The sequence below is a fragment of the Massilia sp. SYSU DXS3249 genome, assembly GCF_053668055.1.
The window spans coordinates 12,529-31,606 of record NZ_JBSIPX010000029.1; the positions used below are offsets into that span (position 1 = coordinate 12,529).

Genomic DNA, 19,078 nt, shown 5'->3' on the forward strand with positions numbered 1-19,078 from the left:
CATGCGCTTTCACCTTCTTTCACCTCATTCGATACGCTTTAAACAAAGAACGGGCCGGCATGTCGCCGGCCCGTCCTGACCCACCAGCAAGCAGCTCAGCGCCGGCCCGAGCGCGTCGCCACATCCCCCCACACCGCCAGCGTCAGGATCGCGCCCTTGACGATCATCTGCCAGTAGCTGTCCACGTCCAGCATCGACATGCCGTTGTCCAGGCTCGCCATCACGAGCGCGCCGATCAGGGCGCCGTAGACGGTGCCCGAGCCGCCGCGCATCGAAGTGCCGCCGATGAAGCAGGCGGCGATCACGTCGAGTTCGACCGAGGTGCCGGCCGAGGGCGAGCCGGCAGCCAGCCGCGCGGTGTTGATCAGGCCGGCCAGGGCGCACATGGTGCCCATGATCCCGAAGATCCACAGCTTGACCGCACGCACGTTGACGCCGGAGAGCCTGGTTGCCTCGGCATTGCTGCCCACCGCGTAGATGCGGCGGCCGAACACGGTTTGGGTCGCAACGTAGCTGAACACGCCCAGCAGCAGCAGGAGCAGCAGCACCGGCAGCGGAATCCCCTCATAGCTGTTGAAGGTGCGCACAAACGCCGCCAGCACCACGCCGATGGCCAGCACGCGCACGACCGCCTGCCAGGCCGGGCCCACCGGGAGCCCATGCAGCGCGCGGTTGGCGCGCCCGCGCCAGGCGAGGAAGGCCGCCAGGGCGAACAGCGCGACGCCGAGCGCCACGCCCAGCTGCGGCGGCAGGTAGCCCTGGGCCAGGTATTCCATCTCCGGCGATACCGGGGCGATGGTGGTGCCGTCGGTGATGCCGAGCACCGCCCCACGGTAGGCCAGCATGCCGCCCAGGCCGACGATGAACGAGGGGATGCCCGCGTAGGCGACCAGGTAGCCGTTGAAGAGGCCGAGGAACAGGCCGCAGGCGAGCACCGCGGCGACCGTGAGCGGCAGCGGCAGCTGGTGGCTGACGTCGAAGACGGCGGCGGCGCCGCCCATCAGGCCGAGCAGCGAGCCGACCGACAGGTCGATTTCGCCGGCCACGATCACGAACACCATGGCGCAGGCCAGGATGCCGGTGATGGCCATCTGGCGCATCAGGTTCGACAGGTTGCGCGGCGAGACGAAGCCGCCCTCGGTATGCCAGGCGAAGAAGGCCCAGATCAGGCCGATCGCAAACAGCAGGGCGAGGATCTTGTACTGAGTGAAGATCTGCTTGAACTGCATCTTGTTCGGGCCTTGTTCCCGCGCGTGTTCGGACGCACGCGTTGCCGCATTCGCGACTGCGGTCGTGTTCATGCTGCCACCTCCTGATTCTGGTCCAGGGCCGCTGCCAGAACCTGCTCCTGGGTCAGCCCTTCATTGATGAAATTCCCGCGCAGCTTCCCTTCCCCCATCACCAGCACGCGGTCGGAAATGCCCAGCACCTCCTGCAGCTCGGACGACACCATCAGGATCGCCACGCCCTGGCTGGCCAGTTCGAAGATCAGCTTGTAGATCTCGTACTTGGCGCCGACGTCGACGCCGCGCGTCGGCTCGTCCAGGATCAGCACCTGGGGCCGGGTCAGCAGCATCTTCGCCAGCACCGCCTTCTGCTGGTTGCCGCCGGAGAGGCCGGTGATGGGCAGCGCGGGGCTGGCCGTCTTCAGCCCGAGGCGGGCGATCTGCTCGTTGACCGCCACCAGTTCCGCGTCCTCGTCGATGCGGGTGAAGCGCGAAAAGCGGCCCAGCACGGACAACGTGATGTTCTGGCCGACGCCGAGGTCGCGCACGATGCCGTGCTGCTTGCGGTCTTCCGGCACCAGTGCGAAGCCGGCGGCGATCGCTTTGATCGGCGTGCGGGTATCGACGGTCTTGCCGTTCAGGCGCACCTCGGCGCTCCAGCGCCCCGGATAGGCCCCGAACAGGGTCGACACCAGTTCGGTGCGCCCTGCCCCGACCAGGCCGGCAATGCCCAGGATCTCGCCCTTGCGCAGGCTGAACGAGACGCCGTCGACGCGCTTTCTCTGCGGCGCGTCGGGATCGAAGCAGGTCACGTTGCGCACCTCCAGCACGGTCTCGCCGATCGGGTGCTCCTGGCGCGGGTAGAGCTGGTGCATGGCGCGCCCGACCATCTGGGCAATGATGCGGCCCGTGTCGAGCTCGGACATCGGCGTGGTGGCGATGTGGCGCCCGTCGCGGATCACGCAGATCGTGTCGCAAATGGCAGCCACTTCCTCGAGCTTGTGCGAGATGTAGACGCAGGCCACGCCCTTGGCCTTGAGCCCGCGCACGATCCGCAGCAGCACTTCGATCTCTGCGGCCGTCAGCGAGGCCGACGGCTCGTCGAGGATCAGGAGCCGGGCCCGCTTGTTGAGGGCCTTGGCGATCTCGATCATCTGCTGGTGGCCGCCGCCGTAGCTCTTCACGGGCAGCGCGACGTTGATCATCGGGAGCCCCAGTTCGCGCAGCAGTTCCGCGGCGCGCCGGTGCATGGCCGGGTAGTCCATGCGCCCGCCGGGCAGCGTGATCTCGTTCCCGAGGAAGATGTTCTCGGTCACCGACAGCTCGGGCACCAGCATCAGTTCCTGGTGGATGATGACGATGCCGGCGGCCTCGGTCTCGCGGATCGACTGCGCCCGCAAGGGCTTGCCGTCGAAGCGGATCTCGCCCTGCCAGCTTCCGTGCGGGTAGACCGCCGACAGCACCTTCATCAGGGTCGACTTGCCGGCGCCGTTTTCGCCGCACAGGCCGACGCATTCGCCGGCGCGGATCCGGATGTCGATCCCGTCCAGGGCACGGACACCGTCGAAGGCCTTGACGATGCCCTGCATTTCAAGCAGATACGCAGACATGGCGGCTTATTTCCCCGCGAGCTGGGCCCGGGTGTAGAAGCCGTCCGTCACCAGCAGGTCGACGTTGGCCTTGTTCAGCAGGATGGGCTTGAGCAGGACCGCGTCGACCTTCTTGTAGCCGTTGTGGTACTGGGCGTTGTAGGCCGGCTTTTCGTTGCGCACCAGCTGCACGGCGAGCCTGGCGGCGGACCCGGCGATGGTCTTGAGCGGCTTGTAGACCGTCATCGCCTGCGAACCGGCCATCACGCGGCGCACCGCGGCGATGTCGGCGTCCTGGCCCGAGACCGGCACCTTGCCGGCCAGCTTCTGCGCCGCCAGCGCCTGGATCGCGCCGCCCGCGGTGGCGTCGTTCGAGGCCACGACGGCGTCGATCCTGTTCCCGTTCGCCGTCAGCGCGTTCTCGACGATCGCCATCGCTTCCGCCGGGCTCCAGTCCTTGACCCACTGCTTGCCCACGATTTTGATGTCGCCCTTGTCGACCAGCGGCTGCAGCACCGACAGCTGGCCTTCGCGCAGCAGCTTCGCGTTGTTGTCGGTCGGCGCGCCGCCCAGCAGGTAGTAGCTGCCTTTCGGACGGGCCGCCACCAGCGCCTGGGCCTGCATCTGGCCGACCGCCTTGTTGTCGAAGGAGACGTAGGCGTCGACGTCGGCATTCAGGATCAGGCGGTCGTAGGAGATGACCTTGATCTTCGCCTTTTTCGCTTCGCGGATCGCATTGGCCAAGACCGTGGCATTGTAGGGAACGATCACCAGGGCGTCGACGCCGCGCGCGATCAGGTTCTCGATCTGGGCGATCTGCTTCTGCTCGCTGGCGTCGGCCGACTGCACGTAGACTTTCGCGCCCAGCTGCCCGGCGGCGGCGACGAAGTAGTCGCGGTCGCGCGCCCAGCGCTCCAGGCGCAGGTCGTCGATCGAAAAGCCGATCTTCGGATTGGTGGCATCTGCGCTGGCCTGGCCGCAGCCGAGTACCATCATCGCGGCCGCCAGTGCGGCACCCAGTTGTTTTTTCATGCTGTCTCCGTCTGTTTTGATAGTCTGCCGGCGTCTTGCCGGAAGCTCACGCTGGTCTGGCCATTTTGCCACACCGGTCCTGCCGCATCTCAGTAAAATTTCTGTAACTTAATGGTTATGCCGGGGCATGTCGTGGCCGACGCCGCGGTAAGGCAGCGCCATTTCCATGCAGGCGCCGGTTTCGAGCTGGCCGACGGTGGCGCGGTACAGCTCCTGCCACGGCGTCTGGCTGGCGGGTACCGGGGGCGCCGGTTCCCGCTTGCGGCGCGCGAGCACCTCGTCGGACACCAGCATGTCGCAGCGGCCGGTATCGAGGTCGACGCGGATGGTGTCGCCGGTGCGCAGCCAGGCCAGGCCGCCGCCGGCGGCGCTCTCCGGCGAGGCGTTCAGGATCGAGGGACTGTCGGAGGTGCCCGACTGGCGCCCGTCGCCCAGGGTCGGCAGCGCGAAGACGCCGCGTTTCACGAGCGCATCCGGCGGCTGCATGTTGACCACCTCGGCCGACCCCGGCCAGCCCACCGGCCCGGCGCCGCGCATCACCAGCATGCAGGACTCGTCGATCTCGAGCGCCGGGTCGTTGATGCGGGCGTGGTAGTCGCTGGAACCGTCGAACACCACCGCGCGGCACTCGAACACGTTTTCCATCCCGGGTCGGCTCAGGTAGCGCGCGCGGAAGGCAGGGCCGATCACGCTCGTCTTCATGATCGCAAAATCGAACAGGTTGCCCGACAGGACCACGAACCCGGCGTTCTCCTTGAGGGGCGCCATGTAGGGCGCGATCATCTCGCGGTCGACGCTGGCACGGCCTTCGAGGTTGGCCGCCATGCTGTGCCCGGTCACCGTCGGGCGCTCGGCGCGCAGCTTCCCGGCCTGCAGCAGCTCCCACATGATCGCCGGCACCCCGCCCGCGCGGTGGAAGCGCTCGCCCAGGTATTTGCCGGCCGGCTGCATGTTGAGCAGCAGCGGCACCTGATGGCCATGGGTCATCCAGTCCGACGGATGCAGTTCGACGCCGGCGTGGCGCGCCATCGCCATCAGGTGCGGCTGGGCGTTGCTGGAGCCGCCGATGGCAGCGTTCACCACGATCGCATCCAGGAAAGCGTCGCGCGTCAGGATGCTCGACGGACGGATGTCGAGCCGCGCCATCTCGACGATGCGGCGGCCGGTCTCATAGGCCATCTGGCCCCGCTCGCGGTAGGGTGCGGGAATGGCCGAGCAGCCGGTCAGCGACATGCCGAGGGCCTCGGCCATGGCGTTCATGGTCGACGCCGTGCCCATCGTGTTGCAGTGGCCGCTCGACGGCGCCGAGGCGGCGGCGATCTGCAGGAACTTGTCGTTGTCGATTTCACCGGCCGCCAGCTTGCGCCGGCCGTGCCAGATGGCGGTGCCGGAACCGGCCAGCTGGCCTTCGAACCAGCCGTCGAGCATGGGGCCGCCGGACAGCACGATGGCCGGGATGTCGACGGTGCTGGCCGCCATCAGCTGGGCCGGGGTGGTCTTGTCGCAGCCGGTGGTCAGCACCACCGCATCGATCGGGTAGCCGTGCAGGATCTCGACCAGGCCGAGATAGGCCAGGTTGCGGTCGAGGGCGGCGGTCGGGCGGCGGCAATTCTCGAAAATCGGATGCAGCGGGAATTCCATCGGGATGCCGCCGGCGTCGCGGATGCCGTCGCGCACGCGTTTGGCCAGATCGAGGTGGATCCGGTTGCAGGGGCTGATGTCGCTGCCGCTCTGGGCGATGCCGATGATCGGGCGGCCCGAGCGCAGCTCCTCGGCGGTGATCCCGTAGTTCATGAAGCGCTCGAGGTAGAGCGCCGTCATGTCGATGTGGTCGGGATTGTCGAACCAGTCCTGAGACCGGAAACGGCGCAGCGCTTGGTCGGGTGTGCTCATGCGAATAGCTCTTTCGAAACGGCGTGCTGCGGCAGTCCCGGCGCCGCGACACGGAAAGCGAACAGGCTGCCGGCCAGCGGCTCGGCCGCGCGCCGGGCCGGCGACAGGCCCTTGCGCGCCGTAGTGACATAGGCGGTGCGCAGGTCGTCGCCGCCGAAGGCGAGCCGGGTGATGTTCGAACAGGGGAAGCTCACGGTAGCGGCCAGGGTGCCGTCGGGCCGGTAGCGTTCGATGCGCGCGCCGCCGAACAGCGCGATCCAGACATGGCCCTCGCTGTCGACCGCCATCCCGTCCGGATGGCCGCTGCCCGTGTAGTCCACGAACACGCGCTTGCGCGCCAGGCTGCCGCCGGGACCGAGGTCGAACGCGTACGTGCGCCTCGCCAGCGTATCGGTGTGGTACAGGGTCCTTCCGTCGGGGCTCGTGGCCGGCCCGTTGGTGATGATGTAGCCCTCGTCCATGCGGACCAGGCCGCGCCGGTCGAGGCGGTAGAGCGCGCCGGAAGCGGCGGTTTCGCCGTCGTCCATCGAACCAAACCACAGGGCGGCGTCCGCATCGACATGACTGTCGTTGAGCCGGTTGCCGGGCAGCTGCGCTTCGACCGGCAGCAGCGGGGAAAACATACCGCTGTCCTCGTCCAGGCGGTACAGGCCGCCCTGCACGCCGCACACCAGGCCGCCGCCTTCAATTGGTACGGCGAAGCCGACCTGCCCCGGCGCATCCCAGCTGCGGCGTGCGCTGCCGTCCGCGGCGCAGCGGTGCACGCGGCGGCCCTTGATGTCGACGAAGACCACCGAGCGGCTCGGCGCATGCCAGAGCGCGCCCTCGCCCAGCTCGGCGCCGGCGTCCCAGATCGGGACCGGTTGGTGCAAAGGTGGAGGCAAGCTCATGCCCCGTACCATCCGGCGTCGACGTAGTAGTCGCGGCCGGTGCAGCGTCCGGCGCTGTCCGAGGCCAGGAACAGGGCCAGCGCGGCGACGTCCTCGACTTCGACCCGCTGGCCCAGGCATTGCGAGGCGAGGATCTTCGCTTCCTCTTCGGGGCTGCACCAGAGCTCCTCCTGGCGCTGGGTGCGCACCGCGCCGGGCACGATGCAGTTGACGCGGATGCCGCGCGCGCCGAGGTCGCGCGCCAGGCCGCGGGTCATGCCTTCGATCGCGGCCTTGGCCGTCATGTAGAGGCTCAGCTGCGGCAGGGCCAGGTGCCAGGAGATCGAGCCGAGGTTCAGGATCACGCCCGCGCCCCGGGCCTGCATGGCCGGCGCCACGGCCTGGGCACAGAAGAACTGGTGGCGCAGGTTGACCGCCATCCGCTCGTCCCAGTAGGCCGGGGTGACGTCGGCCACGCCGTGGCGGTCGTCGTTGGCGCCGTTGTTGATCAGGATGTCGACCGGACCGTCGGCACCGATGGCGTCGAAGGCGGCGCGCACGGCATCGAGGTCGGTCAGGTCGCAGTGGATGAAGCGCGGAGGCTGCGCCAGGTGCGCCAGCTCCGCGGCCAGTGCCTGCGAGGCCTCGGCGGCGATGTCGAGGAAGACGACGCTTGCCCCCTGGCGCGCGAACGCGTTGACCATTTCGGCGCCGATGCCGCTGCCGCCGCCGGTGATCACCACGCGCTTGCCCGGCAGGTCCGGGTAGCTGGCATAGGGCTTGATTGTTCTTGCTTGGTTCATTGATCGCTCTTCAGCAGGCCGCGGCGGCCCAGGTTGTCGAACAGGGCGCGTACGCCGAAGGTCCAGGGCGCGACGGCGTCGCTGCGCTGGACATGGTTGACCAGCGTGCCCAGGCTGGGGGTGGAGATGCTGACGCGGTCGCCCAGGTGATGGGTGAAGCCGGCGCCGTGCGCATCGCGGTCCTTGATGGGGGAGAACATGGTCCCGAGGAAGAGCAGGAAGCCGTCCGGATACTGGTGATGGCGTCCCCAGGCATGGCCGACCAGCTCGAGCGGGTCGCGGCTGATCTCGCGCATGCGGCTGCTGCCGGAGAGCGTGAAGCCGTCGTCCATTCCCTCCACCAGCAGGCTCACCTCGGCGTTGCGGATGGTGTCGAGCGTGAAGTGCTCGTCGAACAGGCGGATGAAGGGCCCGATCGCGCAGGAGGCGTTGTTGTCCTTGGCCTTGCCCAGCAACAGGGCGCTGCGCCCTTCGATGTCGCGCAGGTTGACGTCGTTGCCGAGCGTCGCGCCGAGCGGCCTGCCGCGGCTGTCGACGGCGAGGACGATTTCCGGTTCCGGATTGTTCCAGTGCGAGTCCGGATGCAGGCCGACGGCCTCGCCCGCGCCCACCGCCGACATCGGCTGCGCCTTGGTGAACACCTCGGCGTCCGGCCCGATCCCGACTTCCATATAGGGCGACCAGATCCCCCGTGCCACCAGGTCCTGCTTGAGCGCGGCCGCCGAGGGTGAACCCGGGCGGATCGCCGACAGGTCGGCGCCGATGCACTCCTGCATCTGGGCGCGCAGGGCGGAGGCGCGCGCCGGGTCGCCCTTGGCCTGTTCCTCGATCACCCGTTCCAGCAGGCTGACCGCGAAGGTCACGCCGCAGGCCTTGATCGCCTGCAGGTCGCAGGGGGCCAGCAGGCGGGCCTCGCCGGCCGCCAGGGCCGCGTCGAGCGGGCCGAGCGGCTCGCCGGCGCTGCTCCGCACGATCTCGTGCAGGTCGGCGCGCTCGAACAGCTCCGACACGGTCGGCGCGTGGCGGCTGATGTCGACCAGCTCGCCGCCGCGCAGGGCCACCACCGCCGGCCCGCCCTCTTCCCCGCCGCGCCACACGCGGCCGACCAGGAGCGCGCGTTCTGCGTCCTGCGGCAACATGGCATTCTTCAACTCGTTCATCATTCCCTTTCGGCTTGCTGCATCAGTGTTGAAATGGTGCCCGACGCGCGCAGGCCCGGCAATTGCGAAACTCACCAACCGGGATCATGATTACTTGCAGCGTCCGTACGCCCGGCTAGCCCTGCAGGGAAAGGCGGTAGACGGTGGTCTGGCGGTACACCTGGCCCGGGCGCAGGATGACCGCGCCCGCGTGTTCGCCGTTAACCTGGTCGGGATAGGCTCCCGCCTCCAGGCAAAAGCCGGCGTGCCGCACATAGGGCCGCGCCGCCCGCCCGCGCACGCCCTCCAGCCCGTTCCCGCTGTAGAACTGCAATCCGGCCTCGGTGGTAGAGACCTGCAGGCGCCGCCCCGAGCGTGGATCGGAGACCCTGGCCACCTCGCGCAGCGGGCCGTGGCGTCCGCCCGGATGGCTGCCGACGCAATAGCAGTGGTCGAAGCCGCCGGCCAGCCCGACCTGGGTGTCCGGCCAGCGCAGGCGCGGCCCGATCGCGGCCGGGGTGCGGAAGTCGAAGGGCGTGCCCTCCACCGCAGCCACGCTCACCGGGATGCCCGCCGCGTCGGTCTCGATGTAGTAATCGGCGTCGATCTGGAGCATGTGGTCGCCCACGTCGCCCAGGCCGCCGTTGAGGTTGAAGTAAGGGTGCGAAGTCAGGTTGATGGGCGTGGCGGCATCGGCCACCGCGCGGTACTCGATGCGCAGGCTGCCATCCTCGCCCAGCTCGTAGTCGACGCTGACCTCAAGGTTGCCGGGAAAGCCCGCATGCCCGTCGGGCGAGGCGAGCTGCAGCGACACCCGCTGCCCGCTGGCCTGGCCCTGCCAGAGCGCCGCGTGGAAGCCCTGGGGCCCGCCGTGCAGGTGGTTGCCGCGGTCGTTCACGGCGGCCTGCATCGGCTTGCCGTCGAGCGCGAAGCGGCCGCGCGCGATGCGGTTGGCCCAGCGCCCGACGATGGCGCCGAAGTAGGCGGCGTTGCCGGCATAGTCCTGCTGGTCGCGGTAGCCGAGCAGCACGTCGGCGCTGCGCCCGTAGCGGTCCGGTGCGAACCAGGACACCAGCGCCGCGCCCCGTTCGCTGATCGTCAGGTGCATGCCATGGGCGTTACGCAGCGTGAACAGCCGGGGCTCCGCCCTGGCCTCAGCCTCGGGCAAGGCCCCGGTCACGGCCTCGGGCGGCTGGAGGGTGGTGTTGGTCAAGGTGCTCATCGTCATCCTTCGTCATCCTTCTAACGGGTCGGGTACCGGGCAGTCCTTGGCCTGGCCCGCCATGCGCTCCTGGTAGGCGCGCGGCGAGCAGCCAAGTTCCCGCTTGAATACGGAATGCATGTATTGGCTCGAGGTGAAGCCGCACTTGCGCGCGACCTCGGACAGGTTGCAGTCGCCCGAGGCCAGGATCGCCGTGGCCGCGTCGAGCCGGAAGCGCAGGATCGCGTCGTGCACGCTGCATCCGAGCTCCTGGCGGAAGTAGCTTTCCAGCGAAGAGCGCGAAATGCCGACGTAGTCGGCCACCTGCCCGGTGCGGATGCCCTGGCAGGCGTACTGGCGGATGAAATGGCGGGCGCGCATCACGTGCGGGTGCTTGGCGGATTCGTGGCGCGAGGAGGCCAGCACGTTGATCCCGGCAGGCGGCACCAGGATGCGGGTGTCGCCCAGCCGTTTGCCGTGCAACATCTGGTCGAGCAGGTGGGCCGCGGTGCGTCCCATTTCCTGGGCGCCCTGCATCACCGAACTGAGCGGAATGCGGGTGAGCATGCGCGCCAGCGGATCGTTGTCGATGCCGATGATGGCCACCTGCTCCGGCACCACGATGCCGGCCAGCGCGCAGGCCTGCATCAGCTGGCGCGCCCTGGCGTCGGTGACGGCGATCACGCCGACCGGCTTGGGCAGGCTGTGCAGCCATGCCACTTGCTGCTGGATCGCTTCGTCCCATGACGGCGCGCGGGTCGACTGGCCACGGAAGATTTCCGGCGGCAGGCGGTCGGCCTGCATCAGCGTGCTGAAAGCTTTCTCGCGTTCCTGCGCCCAGCGGTTTTCCTGCGCCTCGGGCAGGCTGAACAGGGCGAAGTGGCGCAGGCCGGCGTCGATCAGGTGCTCGTAGGCGAGCTTGATCAGCTTGAAGTTGTCGGTCGCCACATAGGGCACCCCGGCCGGGTAGTCGTCGACGTTCTCGTAGGAGCCGCCGACGGCCACCAGCGGGATGCGGCTGGGCGCGAGCGCCGCGGCGACCGCCGGATCGTCGAAGTCGGCGATGATGCCGTCGCCCTGCCACTTCTCGATGCCGGACAGGCGCAGGCGGAAGTCCTCTTCCAGGAACAGGTCCCAGGAAGTGCGGGTGCTGGCCAGGAAACCGGCGATGCCGGTGATGACCTCGCGGTCGAATATCTTGTTTGCGTTGAACAGCAGCGCAATACGATGCGTCTTTGGCGTCAACATGGTGAGTCGTCTCCCCTCTTGCTCGGCGTTGAACGATTGTACTCATCGCGCCCGAGCTCAATGCAATTTTGCAATGCGCAAGAAGCCCCGGCAATTGTGAAAACCACCAAACGCCAGTGCGATTCTTTCCATTCAGTCACTCAGGCATGGTTTGTTGGTGTGCGCTCTGCTAACCTCCGCTTCGACTCGACAGGGACACCACGACAGATGAAGACGAAGCTGATTGTTGCCGCGCTGTTCGCCACGGCGCTCTTGCCTCAAGCCCAGAGCCAGGCCCAGATCCAGGCCCACGCTGCGCCCGCCTGCCCGGGCGGCGCCGCATGGTGCGATGGATTCGAAGACGGCATGGCGCGCTGGGCGGCCATCGGCGGCAGCGCCGCGCCGGTCCAGGCGGGCGCGGGCAACCCTGCCGTGCGCCTCGGCGCAGCCGGCGCGCTGGCCAGCCGCGACGCCGTCGCGCCGGCATCAGCCCCCTACTACGTCGAGGCCCGCATGCGGCCGCTCGGCGGCGCCGGCGCGACTGCCGGCCAGGCCTATGTGCTGGCGCGCTACGTCGACGAGCGCAACTGGCTCGGCGCCGGCATCGAGGTCGCACCGGGCAGCCCGAAGGTCAACGTCGTGATCGTCAAGATGGACGACGGCAAGCTGCGCTACCTGAAGCAATGGGGCAAGGAATCCCTTCCCGACGGCGCCTTCTACACGGTGCGCCTGGCGCTGGCCGCCGGCGAGCTGACGCTCTACCTGAACGGCGAGCGCCTGACCACCGCCCTCGAGCCGGCGGTGGACGGCGGCCGCATCGGCCTGCTGGCCCGGGACGCCAGCTTCGAGCTCGACGACGTACGCCTGGGCGCGCCCGGCGTTGCGCCCGGCCGGATCGGCCTGGCGCGCGTGAACAACCGGGTTGCGCTGCAGGCCGGCGACGCGCCCCTGCGTTACCGGGTGAGCGCGGACCGCAGCCGTCCCCTCGCCCTCCACGCCGTGTCGAGCGACCCGGCGATCGCCTCCGCGGCCATCGACGGCGGTACGCTGGTGGTCAGCGCGCACCGGCCCGGCCAAGCGACGATCGGCGTGGTCGACAGCGCCGACCGCGACGTGGCCGCCTGGCTGGGCGTGAGCGTGGCGCCCAGGTTCGCGCCGCCGGCGCGCGCCTATCCCCTGCAAGGCCGCCTGCTCCCCGCAACCGGCGCCAGGGACCTGCCGGTCGACAGCCTGCTGCGCATCCGCTTCGACCGCCCGCCCGTGCTCGGGAGCAGCGGCTCGGTGCGCATCTACCGCGCGGCCGACCATGCGCTGGTCGACACGGTCAACGTGGGCGACGAGCTCGACACCATGGGCCCGCGCCGCCAGGCCTTCAAGCGCGTCGTGCGGCGCAAGCTGGTCAAGGTCGAGGGCGACAGCGCGACCATCCGCCTGCACTCGGCCGCCCTGGCCTACGGCACCGGCTATTACGTGCAGGTCGACCCCGGCGTCTTCACGGGAACGAGTTTGGGCGGCGTGCCCTTCGCCGGCCTCGGCGGCCGCCGCACCTGGACCTTCCGTACCCGCGACGCCATGCCGGCAGGCCAGGCGCTGTCGGTCGACGACGACGGCCCGGCCGATTTCCGCACCGTGCAGGGCGCCCTGAACCACGCGATGGGCCACATGCCGCGCACGGCGCCGGTCACCATCCGGGTGGCCGACGGGCGTTACGACGAACTCCTCTACCTGAGCGGCAAGGACCGCGTCACCCTGCGTGGGGAAACCCGCGACGGCGTCGTCATCGGCACCACCAACGACGACGGCACCAACCCCGGCTCCGGCAGCAGCCAGGGTCCCCTCTCGCCGGGCGCGACCGGCGGACGCGCCGTCTTCCTGGTCGAAGACGCCGACCTGCTCGCGCTCGACAGGCTCACCCTGGTCAATACGGCGCGCCGCGCCGGCAGCCTCGGCGCCCAGGCCGAAGCGCTCAATTTCAACAGCGGCGGGCGCCTGGCCGCCACCGACGCCAGCTTCTTCAGCGAACAGGACACGATCCAGGTGAAGGGCTATGCCTGGTTCTACCGCTCGCTCATCGCCGGCAACGTCGATTTCATCTGGGGCGGCAACCGCGCCGCCCTGTTCGAGGAGAGCGAGATCCGTTCGCTCGGCGACAGCGCGAATGCGCGCAGCGGCGGCTACGTCGTGCAGGCGCGCACGCTGGGCGCCGGCGACCCGGGCTTCGTCTTCCTGAACAGCCGCCTGACCCACGGCCCGGGACCGGCCGGCAACGATGTCCCGCCTGGTACGACCTACCTGGCGCGTCCGGGCACGGCCCAGAGCCACGACAAGGTCAGCTACATCAACTGCAGGATGGATACCCATGTCGCGCCGGCCGGCTGGTCGCTGCCGCGCAATGCGCATGGGGGCGCGGGCGCGGGCTGGGGCGAGTACGGCAGCATGGACCTGTCGGGCGCGCCGCTCGACCTGGCGCGCCGCGAGGGCGGACGCGTCCTGAGCGCCGCGCAGGCCGCCCGCCTCGCGGACCGCGCACAGGTGTTCGCAGGATTCGATCAGGGCAAGGGCTGGAACCCGACGCCGCAGGACAGTCAATAACCAGAACCAACACGTCAAGTTGAAGGCAACCATGAAAAAAACGTACTCGAAATCGTTCCGTCTTGCGGGCCTGGCGCTGCTGCCGATCGCATTGGCCGCCTGCCAGTCCACCTCGACCGTCCCCGGCGCCGGCGCTCCCTGGGTCGCCGACCTCGGCGACGGGCGCTACCAGAACCCCGTCCTGCACGCCGATTACTCCGACCCGGACGCGATCCGCGTCGGCGACACCTATTACATGACCTCGTCGAGCTTCAACGCGGTGCCCGGCCTGCCCCTGCTCACCTCGACCGACATGGTCAACTGGGAGCTGGTTGGCCACGCGCTGCCGAAACTGGTGCCGGACGAACGCTACGCCACGGCGCGCCACGGCGAAGGCGTGTGGGCGCCCTCGCTGCGCCACCACGACGGCAAGTTCTGGATTTTCTATCCCGACCCGGACGTCGGCATCTTCGTGACCACCGCCACCGATTTCACCGGTCCCTGGAGCGAGCCGCGCCTGCTCCTGCCCGGCAAGGGCATCATCGACCCGACCCCGCTGTGGGACGAGGACGGCAAGGCGTACCTGCTGCACGCCTGGGCCAAGAGCCGCGCCGGCTTCAACAACGTCCTGACCCTGCGCAGCATGGCGCCGGACGCCAGCCGCCTGCTCGACACCGAGGGCAAGGTCGTCATCGACGGCAACAAGCTGCCGAATTACCGCACCCTGGAAGGGCCGAAGTTCTACAAGGCCAACGGCTACTACTATGTGTTCGCCCCGGCCGGCGGGGTCGAGGAAGGCTGGCAGTCGGTCTTCCGCGCGCGCAGCATCGCCGGCCCTTACGAAGACCGCATCGTCATGGAGCAGGGCAACACGGCCATCAACGGCCCGCACCAGGGCGCGTGGGTGCGTGCACAGGACGGACGCGACTGGTTCCTGCACTTCCAGGACCGCAAAGCCTATGGCCGCGTGGTGCACCTGAACCCGATGCGCTGGGCCGACGGCTGGCCGGTGATCGGCGAGGACGGCCCCAAGGCCGGCACCGGCCAGCCGGTGCTGACGCATGCCAAGCCGGTCGCCGGTTCGCCGCTCAAGGTGCCGCCCACTTCCGATGAATTCGACGCCCCACGACTCGGCCTGCAGTGGCAATGGAACGCCAACCACGATCCGCGCTGGGCTTCGCTGACCGCGCGCCCCGGCATGCTGCGCCTGCATACCCAGGCCGCGCCCGCCTTTGCCGACTATGTGCGCGGCGCGCCCTCGGTGCTGGGACAAAAGCTGCCGGCTCCGCGCTTCGTGGTGAACACCCACGTCGCGCTGAACGATGCGGCGGACGGCGACCGTGCCGGCCTGATCGTGAATGCGATGCAGTACGCCTGGATCGGCCTGCGCAAAACGAAGGGGGCGACCGAACTGGTGTACACCACCTGTACGCCCGCCAAGGAGCGCTGCAAGGAGGCCACCCGCGTCCTGCTGCCGTCGGCGCCGTCCAGCCTGTACCTGCGCATGAGCATGGCCGAGGGCGCGCTGGCCAGCTTCTCGTACAGCCTCGACAACGTCAGCTTCGTCCCCGCAGGCCAGCCGCTGGAAATCAGCAAGGGACGCTGGGTGGGCGCCCAGGTCGGCCTGTTCAGCATCGGCGAGCAGGCCGGCGCGCCGGCGTCCAGCCTGGACGTGGATTACTTCCGGGTCAGCGCGAAATGATGCGGCAAATGGTTTCAGGCAGCGGCCTGCGCGGCGCATGCGCCGCCCTCCTGTTCTCCCTGCCGATGCTCGCCGCCGCCCAGGCGCCGGGCAAGGCGCTGCGCTTCGATTTCACCAGCCGGCCATCGGCGGACGCCGTCCAGGTGAAGTGGAACGAGCGCAGCGGCGCGCCCCTGTTCGACGCCGCCGTCGGCTACGGTTTCGTCGACCGCACCGGCGCCCTGCCGGCGCGCCTCGTGCACACGGCCACGATCCGCAGCGACGGCAAGGGTTTTACCATCAGCGAGCCGGCCTTCGAGGCCGAGAAGGGTTTCGAGAAGGACCATTACAACCACTTCGGCATGGCATTCCGCATCAAGGCCGCGCCGGGTGCGTACGCGATCCAGGTCCGCACCACCTCCGGCACCGCCGACACCATCGTGTCGGTCACCGGCATGCAAACCAGCCGCCTGGCTCCTGGCGTGTTCTGGGACGCCGCCAGCCTCCTGCCGAACCGGACCACCGTCGCGACGCAGGGCAAGGAGTGGTCCTACCGCTACGTGAACGGGCGCGACTTCATCGATATCGAAATCGAACCGAAGCACCCGAACACGCCGGTCGGGATCGAGGAAATCGTCCTCACGCCGATCGCGCCTTCGGTGCGGCCCGCGAACGTGCTGCCCGCCATTTTCACCCTGGGCGATTCGACCGTCAAATCCTACACCTTCGACGAAGCGCCGATGAGCGGCTGGGGCCAGGTGTTCGACAAGCTGTTCGATGCGAAGAAGGTCAGGGTCCTGAATTATTCGATGGGCGGACGCTCCTTCCGCAATGCCTACGCCGAGGGGCGGCTGAACGACCTGCTGCTGGCCGGCCATGCCGGCGACGTCGTGATCATCCAGTTCGGCCACAACGACGAAAGCCTCGACGAAACGCGCCGCTACGGACGCGGCTCGACCGAAGCCATGTACGAGAGCTTCATCACGGACTTCTACCTGCCGGCCATTCGCGCGCGCGGCATGGTGCCGGTCTTCGTCACGCCGATGTCGCGCGTGAACGGCAACGCCAAGCCCGGCGAACAGTATGTGAACTCGTTCGGCAAGCGGCGCTTCCCCGACCTGATGAAAAGGCTGGGGGTCGAGCACGGCGTCCCTGTGGTCGACCTGAATGCCCGCAGCATCGACTTCTACAACGAGACCGGCGTCGCGGCCGTGACGGCGATGGTGATGGCGATCGAGGCCGGCGAAACGCCCGGCAAGACCAACGACGGCAGTTACGCCAACGGCCATCCCGCCAACAAGATCGACGGCACCCACTTCCGGGAGGCGATGTCGAAGCAGTACGCGCGGATCGTGGTCACCGAACTGGCGCGCCTGGCACAACAGGGCGATCCGGTGGCGGCCGGCATCGCCGCGCAGCTCAGGAGCGAGGTGCGGGCCGCGGTCGCACGAGGCGACTGGTCGGCGATCCATCCCGAGATCGCGCGCGATATCGTCCAGGGCGACGGCGCCTACTACCGCGACCAGATCGAGAAACTGCTGCAGCTGGGCGCCTTGCGCAAGGACGCCGGGGGCAACTTCCGGCCGCAGGAGACCATACGCACCCGCGAATTCGCCGCGGCGCTGGCCGGCGTGATGGGCCTGCCCCCTGCGACCCTGGCGGGGTATGCGGACGGCCCGCTGGTGCGCGAAGTCATGGGGGCGATGCTGGCCGACGCCTACCACGCCAGGTTCAGCGCAAAGCCGGCCTACATGACCGACTACAACGGCAAGACGACCGTCCCGGGCGCCCCGGGCTACGACCCCAACCTCGACAGCGGTGCGCAAGGCGCGATGTATTTCCCGCTGGTCGGCTGGGCGCGCCTGCTCGACAGCGCCGGCGTCTCCCCTCCCTACGCGGCGAAGGTCAAGGACGCCTACGAGCTCGGCCTGATCCGCTCGGAAGCAGGTATCGCGCGCGGGCGCATGATCAACGGGAAGCTGCTCGAACCGCAAGCCGCCGTCACCCGCGCCAAGGCGGCCAAGACGCTGTATTTCATGTGGGTGCTGGCACAGCCGCCGAAGGCGGAAAACGACAACTAGTGAGAAGGAAGCGACATGGTTTCACGACGTAACGCCATCAAGTCCGCAGGTATGGGAACACTGCTGGCCGGCAGCCAGCCTGCTGTCCTGGCCGCCGCCGCGAACGCCCCGGCCGCCACCTGGGCGCGCGGCCTGGAGGGACAGCGCAAGGCCGACCTGGGCGACGGCAGCTTCCTGAACCCGATCCTCGCCGGGGACCACCCCGACCCGTCGATCCTGCGCGACGGCGAAGACTATTACATGACCTTCTCCACCTTCGACGCCTACCCGGGCCTGACGATCTGGCATTCGAAGGACCTGGTCAACTGGCAGCCCCTGGTCTCGGCCCTGACGCGCAACATCGGCTCGGTCTGGGCGCCGGAACTGTGCAAGCACAAGGACCGCTTCTACCTCTACATACCGACCAAGAAGACGGCGGTCGCCGGTTCGCGCACGACATCGTGGGTGATCTGGGCCGACGACATCCGCGGCCCCTGGTCCGAGCCGGTCGACCTGAACCTGCCGCGCCACATCGATCCCGGCCATGCGGTGGGCGAAGACGGCTCGCGCTGGCTGTTCCTGTCCGGCGTCGACCGGGTGCGGCTGGCGGACGACGGCCTGTCGACCATCGGCCAGCCCGAGCGGGTCTACGATCCCTGGCGCTACCCGGACGACTGGGAAGTCGAGGCATTCTCGCCGGAAGGCCCGAAAGTGCTGCGCCACGGCGGCTGGTTCTACCTGATCCTGGCCGTCGGCGGCACTTCCGGTCCTCCGACCGGCCACATGGTGATCGCGGCGCGCTCGAAGTCCATCCACGGTCCCTGGGAACACCATCCGCGCAACCCGCTCGTGCGTACCACCCGTGTCGAGGAAAAATGGTGGTCGCGCGGGCATGCGACGCTGGTGCAGGGCCCGGGCGGCGACTGGTGGGGCGTCTACCACGGCTACGAGAACGGCTTCTGGACGCTCGGCCGCCAGGCGCTGCTGGCGCCGGTCACCTGGTCGGCGGACGGCTGGCCGGACTTCGGCGGCGGCGACCTGTCCAGGCCGATCGCGAAACCGGCGGGCGGCAAGCCCTCGCCGCACGGCCTGGCGCTGTCCGACGATTTCACGACCGACAAGTACGGCATCCAATGGAATTTCTTCAGCCCGGCCCAGGACGAAAGCCGGCGCCTTTCGCGCAGGGACGGCGCCCTGCACCTGAAGGCCAGCGGCGACATGCCCTCGAATTCCTCCCCGCTGGTCTTCATCGCGCCCGACCAGGATTACGAGTTCGAATGCGAGATCGAGGTCGATCCCGAGGCGCGCGCCGGCCTGCTGCTGTTCTATGACCACAAGCTGTACTGCGGTCTCGGTTTCGGCGCCGCGCAATTCGTGATGCACCGCTACGGGACCGAACACGGCCAGTTCGCCAATCCCTACGGGCGGCGCCTGTTCCTGCGCATCCGCAACCGCCGGCATGTCGTGAGCATCCACATTTCGCCCGACGGCAAAACCTGGAAGCGCGGCCCGCGCGGCTACGAGGTGTCCGGCTACCACCAGAACGTGCGCGGCGGCTTCATGTCGCTCAAGCCCGCCCTCTACGCCGCCGGCAAGGGCGAGGTGCGCTTCCGCGGCTTCCGCTATCGCGCATTCGCGTGAGCAGGCCGACGAAGAAGGCCTCGCTCGTCCGGGTCCTGCTTGCGCTGGGCCTGGCCGCGCCGCCGGGGGGGCGGGCGCCGGCGTGCCGGGGCCCCGCCCCCGTCCCGAAAAACACCAAGCTCCCCCTCCCGACGCACACGCTGCTG

General features: G+C 68.9%; 13 protein-coding genes. 4 read left to right on the top strand and 9 right to left on the bottom strand.

Annotated features, from left to right (window positions below; translation table 11 throughout):
* Positions 1-95: 95 nt before the first annotated feature.
* From ACWCIA_RS22270 to ACWCIA_RS22310, 9 genes are all read right to left on the bottom strand, one after another.
* Positions 96-1,301, bottom strand: coding sequence for a sugar ABC transporter permease (locus ACWCIA_RS22270; protein ID WP_454166670.1), 1,206 nt, complete (start codon positions 1,299-1,301; stop codon positions 96-98).
* Positions 1,298-2,836: a D-xylose ABC transporter ATP-binding protein gene (xylG, locus tag ACWCIA_RS22275; RefSeq protein ID WP_454166671.1), complete on the bottom strand. Its 1,539-nt coding sequence runs from the start codon at positions 2,834-2,836 to the stop codon at positions 1,298-1,300. Before xylG ends, ACWCIA_RS22270 begins: the two co-directional genes overlap by 4 nt.
* A gap of 6 nt (positions 2,837-2,842) precedes the next feature.
* Positions 2,843-3,847, bottom strand: coding sequence for a D-xylose ABC transporter substrate-binding protein (gene xylF / locus ACWCIA_RS22280; protein ID WP_454166672.1), 1,005 nt, complete (start codon positions 3,845-3,847; stop codon positions 2,843-2,845).
* Positions 3,848-3,955: 108 nt separating this feature from the next.
* Positions 3,956-5,740 (bottom strand): IlvD/Edd family dehydratase, encoded by a 1,785-nt coding sequence (locus ACWCIA_RS22285; protein ID WP_454166673.1) that lies wholly within the window; start codon positions 5,738-5,740, stop codon positions 3,956-3,958.
* Positions 5,737-6,630, bottom strand: a complete 894-nt coding sequence (locus ACWCIA_RS22290) for an SMP-30/gluconolactonase/LRE family protein (RefSeq protein WP_454166674.1) — start codon at positions 6,628-6,630, stop codon at positions 5,737-5,739. The genes ACWCIA_RS22285 and ACWCIA_RS22290 overlap by 4 nt, the downstream gene beginning before the upstream one ends.
* On the bottom strand, positions 6,627-7,412 hold the full coding sequence (locus tag ACWCIA_RS22295; RefSeq protein ID WP_454166675.1) for an SDR family NAD(P)-dependent oxidoreductase: 786 nt from the start codon (positions 7,410-7,412) through the stop codon (positions 6,627-6,629). The genes ACWCIA_RS22290 and ACWCIA_RS22295 overlap by 4 nt, the downstream gene beginning before the upstream one ends.
* Positions 7,409-8,551: a fumarylacetoacetate hydrolase family protein gene (locus tag ACWCIA_RS22300; protein WP_454166676.1), complete on the bottom strand. Its 1,143-nt coding sequence runs from the start codon at positions 8,549-8,551 to the stop codon at positions 7,409-7,411. Before ACWCIA_RS22300 ends, ACWCIA_RS22295 begins: the two co-directional genes overlap by 4 nt.
* Positions 8,552-8,687: 136 nt before the next feature.
* A complete protein-coding gene (locus ACWCIA_RS22305) occupies positions 8,688-9,764 on the bottom strand; it encodes an aldose epimerase family protein (protein ID WP_454166682.1) in 1,077 nt (358 codons plus the stop codon).
* A gap of 21 nt (positions 9,765-9,785) precedes the next feature.
* The gene (locus ACWCIA_RS22310; protein WP_454166677.1) at positions 9,786-11,000 is read right to left on the bottom strand and encodes a XylR family transcriptional regulator; all 1,215 of its coding nucleotides are present in this window, start codon (positions 10,998-11,000) and stop codon (positions 9,786-9,788) included.
* A gap of 207 nt (positions 11,001-11,207) precedes the next feature.
* On the opposite strand from ACWCIA_RS22310, the gene ACWCIA_RS22315 reads away from it, so the two are divergent.
* From ACWCIA_RS22315 to ACWCIA_RS22330, 4 genes are read left to right on the top strand one after another with little or no spacing between them, the layout of a single operon-like run.
* Positions 11,208-13,571, top strand: a complete 2,364-nt coding sequence (locus ACWCIA_RS22315) for a pectinesterase family protein (RefSeq protein ID WP_454166678.1) — start codon at positions 11,208-11,210, stop codon at positions 13,569-13,571.
* A 31-nt stretch (positions 13,572-13,602) separates the two neighbouring features.
* Complete coding sequence (locus tag ACWCIA_RS22320; RefSeq protein WP_454166679.1) at positions 13,603-15,252, top strand: glycoside hydrolase family 43 protein; 1,650 nt, start codon at positions 13,603-13,605, stop codon at positions 15,250-15,252.
* 8 nt (positions 15,253-15,260) lie between these two features.
* Positions 15,261-17,312, top strand: a complete 2,052-nt coding sequence (locus tag ACWCIA_RS22325; protein ID WP_454166680.1) for a GDSL-type esterase/lipase family protein — start codon at positions 15,261-15,263, stop codon at positions 17,310-17,312.
* Between the two features lie 15 nt (positions 17,313-17,327).
* Positions 17,328-18,932, top strand: coding sequence for a family 43 glycosylhydrolase (locus ACWCIA_RS22330; protein WP_454166681.1), 1,605 nt, complete (start codon positions 17,328-17,330; stop codon positions 18,930-18,932).
* Positions 18,933-19,078: the final 146 nt, after the last annotated feature.

Bases quoted from the DNA above. Each gene is read 5' to 3' on its own strand.
- ACWCIA_RS22270 (WP_454166670.1), bottom strand. From the start codon at position 1,301: ATGAACACGACCGCAGTCGCGAATGCGGCAACGCGTGCGTCCGAACAC.
- xylG (WP_454166671.1), bottom strand. From the start codon at position 2,836: ATGTCTGCGTATCTGCTTGAAATGCAGGGCATCGTCAAGGCCTTCGAC.
- xylF (WP_454166672.1), bottom strand. From the start codon at position 3,847: ATGAAAAAACAACTGGGTGCCGCACTGGCGGCCGCGATGATGGTACTC.
- ACWCIA_RS22285 (WP_454166673.1), bottom strand. From the start codon at position 5,740: ATGAGCACACCCGACCAAGCGCTGCGCCGTTTCCGGTCTCAGGACTGG.
- ACWCIA_RS22290 (WP_454166674.1), bottom strand. From the start codon at position 6,630: ATGAGCTTGCCTCCACCTTTGCACCAACCGGTCCCGATCTGGGACGCC.
- ACWCIA_RS22295 (WP_454166675.1), bottom strand. From the start codon at position 7,412: ATGAACCAAGCAAGAACAATCAAGCCCTATGCCAGCTACCCGGACCTG.
- ACWCIA_RS22300 (WP_454166676.1), bottom strand. From the start codon at position 8,551: ATGTTGCCGCAGGACGCAGAACGCGCGCTCCTGGTCGGCCGCGTGTGG.
- ACWCIA_RS22310 (WP_454166677.1), bottom strand. From the start codon at position 11,000: ATGTTGACGCCAAAGACGCATCGTATTGCGCTGCTGTTCAACGCAAAC.
- ACWCIA_RS22315 (WP_454166678.1), top strand. From the start codon at position 11,208: ATGAAGACGAAGCTGATTGTTGCCGCGCTGTTCGCCACGGCGCTCTTG.
- ACWCIA_RS22320 (WP_454166679.1), top strand. From the start codon at position 13,603: ATGAAAAAAACGTACTCGAAATCGTTCCGTCTTGCGGGCCTGGCGCTG.
- ACWCIA_RS22325 (WP_454166680.1), top strand. From the start codon at position 15,261: ATGGTTTCAGGCAGCGGCCTGCGCGGCGCATGCGCCGCCCTCCTGTTC.
- ACWCIA_RS22330 (WP_454166681.1), top strand. From the start codon at position 17,328: ATGGTTTCACGACGTAACGCCATCAAGTCCGCAGGTATGGGAACACTG.